This window comes from Streptomyces sp. NPDC091272 (genome assembly GCF_044757485.1).
Classification (GTDB): Bacteria; Actinomycetota; Actinomycetes; order Streptomycetales; family Streptomycetaceae; genus Streptomyces.
Genome location: NZ_JBIVVC010000017.1, coordinates 127,105 through 138,955, shown reverse-complemented (window position 1 = coordinate 138,955; position 11,851 = coordinate 127,105). Strand labels below are relative to the sequence as shown.

The following is an 11,851-nucleotide window of genomic DNA, read 5'->3' as shown; positions in this document are numbered from 1 at the left end:
CAGGGGGGACCCTGTGGGAGAGTAGGACGCCGCCGAACAATTATTGTGAGAGTGCCCCGTACCGGGATAACCGGTACGGGGCATTTTTGCGTTCACCGGGAGGTGTTAGTCGAGGGCTGTCCACCGGGGATGCAGTCGCTGAGCCTCGGTGCTCCGTGTCCGGGTACGCATCTCACAGGCGGCCTGCGGCCTTGAGAGACAGATACGCGTCCGCCAAGGCGGGAGCAAGGTTCTCGGGGGTGGCGTCGACGACGGTGACGCCGTGACGCTTCAGCTTCTCCGCCGTTCGGCGACGTTGTTCCTTTGCCTGTGCGCCGGCTGCGGCTGAGTAAACAGCATCGATCGCACCGCGCGCCGCGGTCATCTCCTCGACGCGCGGATCAGCCACCGAAGCGACGAGCACGGTGTGGCGTCGAGTGAGCTGGGCGAGGACGGGGAGAAGGCCCTCTTCCACCGGAGCGGTTTCAAGACTCGTCAGGAGAACGACAAGGGACCGTCGGGGCGCGCAGGCCGCAGCCGTGGCTGTGAGGCCGCGGGTATCGGTCTCCACGAGTTCCGGTTCAAGCGGTGCCATGGCGTTGACCAGGGCCGGCAGAAGCTCGCCCGCGGAACGGCCCTGGACCCGGGCACGGACACGCCGGTCATGGGCGAGCAGGTCCACCCGGTCACCGGCACGCGAGGCCAACGCCGCCAGGAGCAGCGCCGCGTCCATGGAAGCGTCGAGGCGGGGTACGTCACCCACGCGGCCCGCCGAGGTGCGGCCGGTGTCCAGGACCAGGAGGATGTGGCGGTCGCGTTCAGGGCGCCAGGTGCGGACTGCGACCGTGTTCTGTCGGGCGGTGGCGCGCCAGTCGATCGATCGGGTGTCGTCGCCCGGCACGTAGTCGCGGAGGCTGTCGAACTCCGTTCCCTCGCCGCGGGTCAACACGCTGGTGCGGCCGTCCAGTTCGCGCAGCCGCGCGAGCTTGGACGGCAGGTGCTTGCGGCTGGTGAACGGCGGCAGCACGCGTACGGTCCAGGCCACCTGGTGAGTGCCCTGACGGGCGACCAGGCCGAGCGGGCCGTACGAGCGGACGGTGACGTGCTGGGATTCGTGGTCGCCCCTGCGGGTGGGCCGCAACTCCGTGCTGAGGCGGCGGCGTTCACCGGGAGGGACCGTCACCTTGTGCCGGGACGCCGTGAGCTCGGTGCCTGCTGTCCAGCTGCTGGGCGGCCAGGCGTCCCGTAGCTGGGCCTTCAGTCGACGCGGAGCCGGGTTGGCGACGGTGAGTTGAACTGTGGCGGTTTCACCGAGTCGAACGGATGTATCACCGGATCGGGTGAATTGGAGCTTTCGCACTGGCGCGGCGAGAGCGAAGTCGCACAGGATTGCGAGTGTGAGGGGCGCGTTGACCGCGAGAATCCCCGTCCAGCTCGGCGCGAGGATGCCGACGGGCAGGGAGCCGAGGGCCGCGAGCAGCGCGGTTCGTCCGGTGAGAGCCATGGTCGCCGACTCAGCGGGGGACGGGGACGTGGGTGAGGACGGAGGTGATGACGGAGTCGGGGGTGACACCCTCCATCTCCGCTTCGGGACGGAGCTGGACGCGGTGGCGGAGTGCGGGGAGGGCGAGTGCCTTCACGTCGTCGGGGATGACGTAGTCCCTGCCGGTGAGCCAGGCCCAGGCGCGCGCGGTGGAGAGCAGTGCGGTGGCGCCTCGCGGGGAGACGCCCAGAGTCAGTGAGGGGGAGTCACGAGTGGCACGACAGATGTCGACGACATAGCCGGTGATCTCGGGCGACACCGAGGTCTTGGCGACGGCCGACCTGGCGGCTTCGAGGTCGGCGGGACCTGCGACGGGACGTACGCCCGCCGCTGTGAGGTCCCTGGGGTTGAAGCCCTCCGCATGGCGGGTCAGGACATCGATCTCGTCCTGGCGGCCCGGCAGGGGGACCGTGAGCTTCAGGAGGAAGCGGTCCAGCTGGGCCTCGGGGAGCGGGTAGGTGCCCTCGTACTCCACCGGGTTCTGGGTCGCGGCGACGAGAAAGGGATCGGGCAGGGGGCGAGGGACACCGTCCACGGTGACCTGGCGTTCCTCCATCGCTTCGAGGAGGGAGGACTGGGTCTTGGGTGGGGTTCGGTTGATTTCGTCGGCGAGGAGGAGGTTGGTGAAGACAGGGCCGGGCCGGAAGGAGAACTCGGCGCTGCGGGAGTCGTAGACCAGGGAGCCGGTCACGTCGCTCGGCATCAGGTCGGGAGTGAACTGGACTCGCTTGGTGTCGAGTTCGAGGGAGGCGGCAAGGGCGCGCACCAGCAGGGTCTTGGCGACGCCGGGGACTCCTTCGAGAAGGACGTGGCCGCGGCAGAGGAGGGCCACGACGAGGCCGGTGACCGCCGGGTCCTGGCCGACCACGGCCTTGGCGATCTCGGTGCGCAGGGCCTCCAAGGAGGCGCGGGCACGGTCGGGGGTCTCGGCGGGGGTCTCTGCGTGCTGGGCGCTCATGAGGCGCGGACCTCTCTTTCGAGGGCGTCGAGTTCGTCTGCCAGGCGGATGAGGCCGGCGTTGTCGGTCGGGGTGGGGCCGAAGAGGAGGGAGTCGAGGTCCCTGGTGGTGTGCGGGAGACGGGCGACGACGGCCGGGAGGAGCACGTTCGGTGAGTCGGAGTGGGCGGAGGGGACGCCCAGGAGGGAAGCGAGGAGGGTGCGGGTGGTGAGGCGCAAGGTCGAGGCGGCGCGGTCGCGGGCGTTGGTCTTGAGATAGAGGCGGGCGAGGCCTTCCGTGGTCTCTGCGGCGCGGACCGCGACGGGGAGGCGTTCGCTCACGAGCGGGCCGAGACGCCGGGCACGCCAGAGGGCGGCAAGGACGGCGGCCAGGGCGAGTTGGAGAACACCCCAGAACCAACCGTCCGGGACGTGGGAGAGGAAACCGGTGGTGGTGTCGGTGCCGGTGGAGGGTTCGCCGCCCGGGCCGGTGGCGTCGTTCGCCGACGGGTCGTCCAAGGAGGGGAGGTACCAGACCAGATGGGGCCGGGAGCCGAGGAGTTGGAGGGAGAGCGAGGCGTTGCCCTGCTGGGCGAGGCGCTCGTTGTGGAGAGGCTCGGGAGCACCGAGGAGGACGGTGTCCCCTCCGGTGGCGGCCGGGAGACGGAGCAGCGAGGGGCGGCCTTCGACGGGGTAGCACGCGTCGTGGGATGCGCCGGTGGTGTAGCGGATGCCGCCGATTTCCGCGGCCCCAGCGGTGGTTGCCGCGGGCAGTGTGCAGCGTGGCTCGCGGGTGGCTGCGGGGGCCGATGTTGGCGTTGCGCGTACGCCTGGGGCGAGAGCGGTGACCGAGGGGACGCCGGCGGCGACGAGGACGGTGCGACCGCCGGAGGGGGAGGTGGCGTGGTGGAGCTGGGCCTGTTGCGAAGGCGTGAGGAGGTTGGGAGAGGCGACCAGGAGGGTGGTGTCGGGGCCGACGGCGGCGGTGGCTTCGTTGAGGGTGGTGACGACCCGGGTGGAGACGCCCCGCTCCTTGAGGAGTTCGGCGACTGCGAGGCTGCCCTGGGGGTCGGCGGAGCGGGGGTCGAGGCGGCCGTGCTGCTTGCCGGACTGGAGGGCGGCGACCACGATGCCCGAGAGCAGGACGAGGGCGAGGACCAGGAGGAGGCCGCGGGTGCGCGTCCACAGCTGCTGGGGCGTGGGGGAGACCGAGGTGGAGACCGGCGTCGTTGTGGCGGTCATTCGGCGGCTCCGGACGGGGAGGCGCCGGACAGGGCCGGTTTCGTACGGTCGAGTTCGAGGTCCAGTTCGCGCAACCGGAGATACGCGGATTCGTCGGCGGTGCGGTCGCCGTATGTGACGTCGTCGAAGGTGCGGGCGGCGCCGTGCAGGCGTTCGGCGTGGCCGGGCAGGGAACGGCCGGCGTCGGCGGCGGCCTCGTCCGCCGTGCGGCCGGGGTGCGGGTCGAGGAGGGCGCGCTCTTCGAGGGAGCGGACGATGGCCCGCATCCGTTCCTGGACAGCCGGGTTCCAGTCGCGGGCCGAGGCGTGGGTGTCGGCGGCGGCGCGGTGTTCGGCGGCGCTGCGCGGGCCGTCGTCGAAGAGGGGCGCCGCGGAGACGGCGGCGCGGCCCGGAGTGCCGAGCCGCCACCACAGGCCCAGCACCAGCAGGACGACGACCACGGCGATGACGACCAGGCCGAGCGTGCCGCCGGGAGTTGCCCCGGAGGCCGCGTCGAAGAGGTCGCCGACCCAGTCCCAGAAGCGGTCGAGTGCGCGCTGGAGGAGGTTGGGATCGTTCTCGTGGTACCTCGGGTGGGACAGCTCGCGCTCCGCGGCCTCACGGGCAGGGAGGCGCGGGATGTCCACCGGTGGGTCGTCGTCCGTTTGTAGCGGCAGCAGCGTTGTGGCAGTGTCCCCCGTCACCCGCACCGCTGTGTCAGCTCCCTGGAGTCGGGTCGGCGGGCTGGTCGGTGCCGTATCCGGGGAGTCCGGCGGCGCGGGCGAGATCGAGGTCGAGCGCTTCGCGGCGGATCCGCTGGTCGACGTAGAGCAGGACCGTCACCCCGGCGGTGAGCGGGTAGGTGATGGCGGAGGCGATCACCGCGCCGATACCGCTGATGATCAGGAACCCCCAGCCGAAGTTCGGGTCGGCGCCCTTGAGGAGGTTGCTGAATCCGTCGCCGTCGACCAGCACGGCGATGAGGCCGAAGAACAGCCCGATGATCATCGCCACGATGAAGGTCAGGAGCATCGTCAGCAGCATGATGCCGAAGACCCGCCACCAGGAGCCGCGGACCAGCTTCGCCGAGCGGCGCAGGGACTGGACGACGCCCTGGCGCTCCAGCATCAGCGCCGGGGGCGCGAGGGCGAAGCGGACCACCAGCCAGATCAGGACCACGAGTGCCACGAGCCCGCCGAGCGCGGCGACTGCCGCACCGACGCCAGAACCGACAAGGAGGCCGGGCAGCACGCCGACCGTCATGATCACGGCGGCGCCGAGGGGAAACAGCAGGCTGAGGCCCAGCAGTGGCAGCAAGCGGGGCCTGGCCTCGCGCCAGGCGTCCGAGAGATTCACCGGGCGCCCGAGCACGGAACGGCTGACCACGATGGTGAGCAGGGCCGTCGTGAAAAGGGTGCCGATCAGGGTGATCAGCGTGCTCGGGCCCATGGTGAGCAGCGTGGAGCGCATGGACTCGGCGGACTGGCGCAGTGCCTCCGCCGAGTCGGCGTTCGGGTCCACGGTGACCGGAGCGGGCAGCAGGTAGCGCTGCACCACGGTGTCCGCGATCTGCATCAGCACGGCGATGGTGACGGAGACACCGAGCACCGTGCGCCAGTGCGCACGCATGGTCGACACGGCGCCGTCGAGGATGTCACCGACGCCGAGCGGGCGCAGCGGGATCACGCCCGGCTTGGCGGCGGGCGGTGGGCCACCCCAGCCGCCGGGGCCCGGCGGGCGTCCCCAACCGCCGCCCTGCTGCGGCCTGTTCAGGTCCGGCCGGGGCGGGGACTGGGCGTGGCTGCGCGGCGGGGCGGCTCCGGGGGCGGACCAGTCGCCCGCGGGCGGCTGTTCCTTCGACCACTTCGAGGCGGGTGCATGGTCGGCGGGCCGCTCGTCGGCGGGCTCGGCGCCCGCGGTGTTCTCCGGGGGACGTCCGTCGGAGGGGGCGGGTCCGGGCGAGGCCCAGCCCGGAGAGTCATTCATCGTCGCTCCTTCACGGTGCCCGCCCGCGGGTGCGGCGACAGGTTGCCAGCCATCGTGCCACGCGAGGTGCGCCGTCGGACCGGCCCCCGTGAACGCTCTCTTCCTTCGGCACCTTCAATTGTCGGTGCGGTACGGGGCAGACTGGGCGGATGGCTGATCAGGACGCACACAGCACGGTGGGCGCAGAACCGCCCGCACTGCCCGCGCTGCGATGGGAGGAGCCGCCCGAGGGGCCGGTGCTGGTACTCCTCGACCAGACCCGGCTGCCGGCCCAGGAGGTGGAGCTGGTCTGCACCGACGTGCCCGCGCTGGTGCACGCGATACAGACCCTGGCGGTACGGGGCGCACCGTTGCTCGGCATCGCCGGGGCGTACGGGGTCGCGCTCGCCGCCAGACGCGGGTTCGACGTGGAGGACGCGGCGGCCATGCTGGCCGGTGCGCGGCCCACCGCGGTCAACCTCGGGTACGGGGTCCGGCAGGCGCTCGGGGCGTACTGCCAGGCGCTGGAGAAGGGGGCCGGGGCCGCGGCAGCCGCCGCGGCGGCACTGGACGCGGCCAGGGAGCTGCACCGGGCGGACGCCGAGGCGAGTGCGGCGATGGCCGTGCACGGGCTCAGGTTCCTCGACGAGCTGCTGCCCGGCGGCAGCCATCGCATCCTCACCCACTGCAACACAGGGGCGCTGGTCTCCGGTGGCGAGGGCACGGCGTTCGCCGTGGCGCTGGCCGCGCACCGGATGGGCCGGCTGCGGCGCCTGTGGGTGGACGAGACGCGGCCGCTGCTGCAGGGAGCCCGGCTGACCGCGTACGAGGCCGCGCGTCACTCGATGGCGTACTCCCTGCTGACGGACAACGCGGCGGGCTCGCTGTTCGCGGCGGGCGAGGTGGACGCCGTACTGATCGGGGCGGACCGGATCGCGGCCGACGGTTCGGTGGCGAACAAGGTGGGGAGCTATCCGCTCGCCGTGCTGGCCAAGTACCACCATGTGCCGTTCCTCGTGGTCGCACCGCTGACCACCGTGGATCTGGACACGGCGGACGGGTCGGCCGTGGAGGTGGAGCAGCGCCCGGGGCACGAGGTGACGGAGATCACTGCGGGATTCTCGTCGACGGGTGGCGAAGGAGGCGGCGGACTGGCGGTCGCACCCCTCGGGACGCAGGCGTACAACCCCGCGTTCGACGTGACCCCGCCGGAACTGGTGACCGCGATAGTCACCGAGGAAGGCGTCGTTTCACCGGTGACCGGGCCCGCTCTGGCGGAGCTGTGTGCCAGGTCACGACGGGCAACGATGAGCTAATGGGATGATGGCGTTTATGAAAGGTCGCGTTCTCGTAGTTGACGACGACACCGCACTTGCCGAGATGCTCGGCATTGTGTTGCGTGGAGAAGGTTTTGAGCCGTCGTTCGTCGCCGACGGTGACAAAGCGCTGGCTGCGTTCAGGGAGGCCAAGCCGGACCTGGTGCTGCTGGACCTCATGCTGCCCGGACGGGACGGCATCGAGGTGTGCCGGTTGATCCGGGCCGAGTCCGGAGTGCCGATCGTCATGCTCACGGCGAAGAGCGACACCGTGGACGTGGTGGTCGGGCTGGAGTCCGGCGCCGACGACTACATCGTCAAGCCGTTCAAGCCCAAGGAGCTCGTCGCCCGGATACGGGCGAGGCTGAGGAGGTCCGAGGAGCCCGCGCCGGAGCAGCTGGCCATCGGTGACCTGGTCATCGACGTGGCCGGACACTCGGTGAAGCGGGAGGGGCAGTCGATCGCACTGACCCCGCTGGAGTTCGACCTGCTGGTCGCGCTGGCCCGCAAGCCCTGGCAGGTGTTCACCCGTGAGGTGCTGCTGGAGCAGGTCTGGGGGTACCGCCACGCCGCGGACACCCGGCTGGTCAATGTGCATGTCCAGCGGCTGCGTTCCAAGGTCGAGAGGGACCCGGAGCGCCCGGAGATCGTGGTGACCGTGCGCGGCGTCGGCTACAAGGCCGGACCGAGCTGACATGAACCGTGGCAGCGCTGCTCCGCAGCCCGGGGAGCCGGGAGGCCGTACGGAGCGGGCTGCGGGACGGCCGGGGCCCGGTTCGGGACCCGCACCCGGGCCGGGACCGGGACCCGGGGCCTCTGGCCGTCCGCGTCGTGCGTCCCGGGCCGGCCGGTTCCTCCAGGGGGGCCGGCTGCTGCAGGACGGGGCGCCCGGCGGACCGGTCCTGCGTCTCGTCGTACGGCTGGTGCGGCGCCCGCTGCTGCCTGCCGTACGACTGTGGCGGCGCAACATCCAGCTGCGGGTGGTCGCAGCGACGCTGCTGATGTCGCTCGGAGTGGTGCTGCTGCTCGGCTTCGTCGTCATCAGCGCCGTGAAGAACGGGCTGCTCAACTCGAAGGTGGAGGCGGCGCAGAACCAGGCCCGCGGCGGTTTCGCCGTGGCCCAGGAACGGGCCAGCACCCCCGAGACGCCGAGCGGTCAAGAGGGTGACAGCACCGACCACAAGACCGGCAGGAACGCCGCGAACTGGCGGTCCGACCTGGTGGAGCAGCTCGCCAGCGGCGGCCAGAAGGCCTTCAACGTGGTGGCGCTGAGTGCCGTTTCCGACGAGAAGACGAGCCAGCCGGGGCCGCGTGCCTCGGGCGGCGTGGACCCGTTGGCGAGCGTGCCGCTGGATGTGCGCGACGCCGTCGACGAGGGCGCCGAGGCGTACCAGCGGTACGTACGGATCGTGTACAGCAACGACGCGCAGCCGTCCGAGCCCGGCCTGATCGTGGGCAAGCGGCTGAACGACGTGGACGGAAAGCCCTACCAGCTCTACTACCTCTTTCCGCTGGCGCAGGAGGAGGCCTCGCTCAAGGTCGTCAAGAACACCCTCACGACCGCCGGGCTGTTCGTGGTCGTGCTGCTCGGAGCCATCGCCTGGCTTGTGGTGCGGCAGGTGGTCACGCCGGTACGGATGGCCGCCGGGGTGGCCGAGAGGCTCTCCGCAGGGCGTCTCCAGGAACGTATGAAGGTCACGGGCGAGGACGACATCGCGCGCCTCGGCGAGGCCTTCAACAAGATGGCGCAGAACTTGCAGCTGAAGATCCAGCAGCTGGAGGACCTGTCGCGGATGCAGCGGCGGTTCGTCTCCGACGTGTCGCACGAGCTGCGGACCCCGCTGACGACCGTGCGGATGGCCGCCGACGTCATCCACGACGCCAAGGAGGACTTCGACCCGGTGACGGCCCGCTCCGCGGAACTGCTGGTCGGGCAGATCGACCGGTTCGAGTCACTGCTCGCGGACCTCCTGGAGATCAGCCGGTTCGACGCCGGCGCCGCGGCCCTGGAGGCCGAGCCGATAGATCTGCGTGAGGTGGTGCGACGGGTGATCGACGCCGCGGAGCCGCTGGCCGAGCGCAAGGGCAGCACCGTCAGGGTCGTCGGGGACGAGCAGCCCGTGGTGGTCGAGGCCGACGCACGACGGGTGGAGCGGGTGCTGCGCAACCTCCTCGTCAACGCCGTGGAGCACGGCGAGGGCCGGGACGTGGTGGTACGGCTGGGGGCTGCCAAGGGTGCGGTCGCCGTTGCCGTACGGGACTACGGGGTGGGGTTGAAGCCGGGTGAGGCGACCCGGGTGTTCAGCCGCTTCTGGCGGGCCGACCCGGCCCGCGCCCGCACCACGGGCGGCACCGGGCTCGGCCTGTCGATCGCCGTCGAGGACGCCCGTCTGCACGGTGGGTGGCTCCAGGCCTGGGGAGAGCCGGGCGGCGGTTCCCAGTTCCGGCTGACGCTGCCGCGGACGGCCGACGAGCCGCTGCGCGGCTCGCCGGTACCGCTGGAGCCGGAGGACTCGCGGCGGGCACGCGCGCGCGTGACGGAGGCGGAGCGGGTGGCCGACGTGAACAGCAGGCTCGCCACCGTCCCCGTACAGCCGACGGGGGAGCGCAGGACAGGGCCCATAACGCCGCCCCGGCTCGCCGCCTCGCCCGCGGCGGACCCGACGGCGCTGCCCGGCAACGGTTCGCGGGTGGTGTCCCGACGGGCGGGGGACGAAACGCAGGACGGCCGCGGCGACGGCGGCAACAGCGACGGCGGCAGCGACGTCAACAGTGCGTGGGGCGGCGGCGACAGTGTCCGTGGCGACCGCGACAGCAGCGGTGGCCACGGCAGCCGCGGCGACCGCGACAGTGGCCGCGTCACCGGTGAGGGTGCGCCGCAGGACAGGGACCGGGAGGACATCGCGCGTGGGCGTTGAGCGGCGTAGCAGGGGCACGAAGGGCGACGGCAGGAGCGGCGGCCTGGGGCGTAGCCGCAGGGTTTCGGCGGCCGTGGTGGCCGCCGGGCTTCTGCTGACCGTCGCGGGCTGCGGTTCGATGCCCGACCACGGGGACGTACGCGAGGTCAAGGGTCCCCAGGTGGTCGACTCGCAGGTGCGGGTCTACAGCGTGCCGCCACGCTCGGGGGCCAGGCCGGACGAGATCGTCGAGGGTTTCCTGGAGGCGATGAAGAGTGACGACCCCGGGTTCGACACCGCCCGCAAGTACCTGACCAGGAATGCCTCCAGCAAGTGGAACCCCAGTGAGGGCACCGCGGTCCTGGAGGAGGGACCGATCAGGGAGGAGCCGTCCGGCTCGGCGAACGCGGCGGCGCCCGTGTACGGTCTCGCCGGCCGTCAGGTAGCGGCCCTGGACAGGCAGAGCGCCTACCAGTCCGCCAAGAAGCCCTACAGCCAGCAGCTGCGTCTGGTCCGCGAGAAGGGCTCCGACAAGAAGTCGGACGGCGGCGAGTGGCGCATCGACACGCCGCCCAAGGGCCTGGTGCTCGGCGAGTCCGACTTCCAGCGCATCTTCCGGCCCGTCAACAAGTACTACTTCGCGTCGGACCCGGCGACCGACGACCCCAAGGAGCGGTGGCTCGTCGCCGACCCCGTGTACGTACGCAAGCGGACCGACCCGCAGTCCCGGCTCGACCCGGTGGCGCAGGCGGTCAAGGCGCTGCTGGACGGGCCCTCGCTCTGGCTCAAGCCCGTGGTCGGGTCCCGCTTCCCCACCGGGGCCGGCCTCAAGGGCGGCGTCAAGGCGCTGACGATCGGCGACCACAACTCGATCAAGGTGCCGTTGAACGAGAAGGCGGCGAACGTCAATCAGCGGGGCTGCCTGGAGATGGCCGCCCAACTCCTCTTCACGCTGCGCGACCTGACGTCCACGTCGCGGCTCGACCAGGTGGAGATCCAGGACGACGAGGAGTCCCAGCTGTGCGTGCTGGGCGGCGACCAGGCCGGCGCGTACGCACCGGGCGGCAGCTCCTCGATCCCCGCGTACTACTACTTCCTCGACGACAAGCGGCGCCTGGTGCGGATACTCGGCGAGGCGGACACCAACGACGCGAAGCCGGTGCCGGGCGCGCTCGGCGAGAGCGGTCTGCAGCTGAAGTCGGTGGGTGTGTCGCGGGACGAGAACTACGTCGCGGGGGTGGCGGCCGACGGGCACCGGTTGCAGGTCGCTCCGATGGCGGCCGGCAGCGGCACCGCCGACACGCTGTACACCAGCAGGTCGACGACGAAGGAGCCGTTGTCGGCGCCGAGTTGGGACAGTCGCAACGATCTGTGGATCGCGGACCGGGACCCGAAGGCGCCGCGGCTGCTGCGCATGGTGGACGGCACGGGCAGTCCCGAGGAGATTCCGGTCGAGGGTCTCGGCGGCGGGATCGTGGACTCGCTGCGGGTGTCGGCCGACGGCGTGCGCATCGCTCTGCTGGTGTCCGACGCGAAGGGCCACAAGACCCTTCGGGTGGGCCGGATCGAGCGGCGCGGCGCGAGCGAGGAGAACGCGGTCGCGGTCGTCGGACTGCGCCCCGGCGCACCGCAGATGGAGGAGGTGACCGCGATGTCGTGGGCCGGTCACAGCAGGCTGGTCGTGGTCGGCCGGGAGAAGGACGGGGTGCAGCAGATGCGCTACGTCCAGACCGACGGCTCCACGTCGGCGGCGGGGCTGCTGCCGGGTGCCAACCAGGTGACCGCGGTCGCCGCGTCGGACGTCGACCGGTTCCCGCTGCTCGCCCAGTCCCAGGGGGACGGGATTCTGCGGCTGCAGCCCGGGGCCAACTGGAAGACGGTGGCGCGAGAGGGATGGCTGCCGGTCTACCCGGGCTGAGGAGCGGAGCCTGGCCGGGGGACGGCCCGACGGATCGGCCGGGGGGCCCGACGTATCGGACGAGGGGCGGCCGGGA

The 11,851-nt window shown here is 71.6% G+C and carries 9 protein-coding genes; 4 read left to right on the top strand and 5 right to left on the bottom strand.

Going from position 1 to position 11,851, the window contains the following annotated elements; genetic code table 11:
* Nucleotides 1-172: 172 nt before the first annotated feature.
* From ACIQM4_RS32940 to ACIQM4_RS32920, 5 genes are read right to left on the bottom strand one after another with little or no spacing between them, the layout of a single operon-like run.
* Nucleotides 173-1,483, bottom strand: a complete 1,311-nt coding sequence (locus tag ACIQM4_RS32940) for a DUF58 domain-containing protein (RefSeq protein WP_401598992.1) — start codon at nt 1,481-1,483, stop codon at nt 173-175.
* Between the two features lie 10 nt (nt 1,484-1,493).
* Nucleotides 1,494-2,480 carry an AAA family ATPase gene (locus ACIQM4_RS32935; RefSeq protein WP_401598990.1) on the bottom strand — a complete coding sequence of 329 codons (987 nt, stop codon included), beginning with the start codon at nt 2,478-2,480 and terminating at the stop codon, nt 1,494-1,496.
* Nucleotides 2,477-3,700: a DUF4350 domain-containing protein gene (locus ACIQM4_RS32930; protein WP_401598988.1), complete on the bottom strand. Its 1,224-nt coding sequence runs from the start codon at nt 3,698-3,700 to the stop codon at nt 2,477-2,479. Before ACIQM4_RS32930 ends, ACIQM4_RS32935 begins: the two co-directional genes overlap by 4 nt.
* Entirely contained in the window at nt 3,697-4,389 is a 693-nt protein-coding gene (locus ACIQM4_RS32925) for a DUF4129 domain-containing protein (protein ID WP_401598986.1), read from the bottom strand. The genes ACIQM4_RS32930 and ACIQM4_RS32925 overlap by 4 nt, the downstream gene beginning before the upstream one ends.
* 7 nt (nt 4,390-4,396) lie before the next feature.
* Entirely contained in the window at nt 4,397-5,665 is a 1,269-nt protein-coding gene (locus ACIQM4_RS32920) for a glycerophosphoryl diester phosphodiesterase membrane domain-containing protein (RefSeq protein WP_401598985.1), read from the bottom strand.
* A gap of 149 nt (nt 5,666-5,814) precedes the next feature.
* On the opposite strand from ACIQM4_RS32920, the gene mtnA reads away from it, so the two are divergent.
* The 4 genes from mtnA to ACIQM4_RS32900 all read left to right on the top strand — a co-directional run bounded on the left by mtnA (nt 5,815) and on the right by ACIQM4_RS32900 (nt 11,775).
* Nucleotides 5,815-6,960 (top strand): S-methyl-5-thioribose-1-phosphate isomerase, encoded by a 1,146-nt coding sequence (gene mtnA, locus ACIQM4_RS32915; RefSeq protein ID WP_401598983.1) that lies wholly within the window; start codon nt 5,815-5,817, stop codon nt 6,958-6,960.
* Between the two features lie 4 nt (nt 6,961-6,964).
* Nucleotides 6,965-7,654, top strand: coding sequence for a two-component system response regulator MtrA (mtrA, locus tag ACIQM4_RS32910; RefSeq protein WP_362430714.1), 690 nt, complete (start codon nt 6,965-6,967; stop codon nt 7,652-7,654).
* 1 nt (nt 7,655) lies between these two features.
* The gene (gene mtrB / locus ACIQM4_RS32905; protein WP_401598981.1) at nt 7,656-9,878 is read left to right on the top strand and encodes an MtrAB system histidine kinase MtrB; all 2,223 of its coding nucleotides are present in this window, start codon (nt 7,656-7,658) and stop codon (nt 9,876-9,878) included.
* Between the two features lie 118 nt (nt 9,879-9,996).
* Entirely contained in the window at nt 9,997-11,775 is a 1,779-nt protein-coding gene (locus ACIQM4_RS32900; protein WP_401599001.1) for an LpqB family beta-propeller domain-containing protein, read from the top strand.
* The last annotated feature ends 76 nt before the right edge of the window (nt 11,776-11,851 follow it).

What these genes read in the sequence shown, in the direction of transcription:
- mtnA (WP_401598983.1), top strand. Translation starts at nt 5,815, where the DNA reads ATGGCTGATCAGGACGCACACAGCACGGTGGGCGCAGAACCGCCCGCA.
- mtrB (WP_401598981.1), top strand. Translation starts at nt 7,656, where the DNA reads ATGAACCGTGGCAGCGCTGCTCCGCAGCCCGGGGAGCCGGGAGGCCGT.
- ACIQM4_RS32935 (WP_401598990.1), bottom strand. Translation starts at nt 2,480, where the DNA reads ATGAGCGCCCAGCACGCAGAGACCCCCGCCGAGACCCCCGACCGTGCC.
- ACIQM4_RS32930 (WP_401598988.1), bottom strand. Translation starts at nt 3,700, where the DNA reads ATGACCGCCACAACGACGCCGGTCTCCACCTCGGTCTCCCCCACGCCC.
- ACIQM4_RS32940 (WP_401598992.1), bottom strand. Translation starts at nt 1,483, where the DNA reads ATGGCTCTCACCGGACGAACCGCGCTGCTCGCGGCCCTCGGCTCCCTG.
- ACIQM4_RS32920 (WP_401598985.1), bottom strand. Translation starts at nt 5,665, where the DNA reads ATGAATGACTCTCCGGGCTGGGCCTCGCCCGGACCCGCCCCCTCCGAC.
- ACIQM4_RS32900 (WP_401599001.1), top strand. Translation starts at nt 9,997, where the DNA reads ATGCCCGACCACGGGGACGTACGCGAGGTCAAGGGTCCCCAGGTGGTC.
- mtrA (WP_362430714.1), top strand. Translation starts at nt 6,965, where the DNA reads ATGATGGCGTTTATGAAAGGTCGCGTTCTCGTAGTTGACGACGACACC.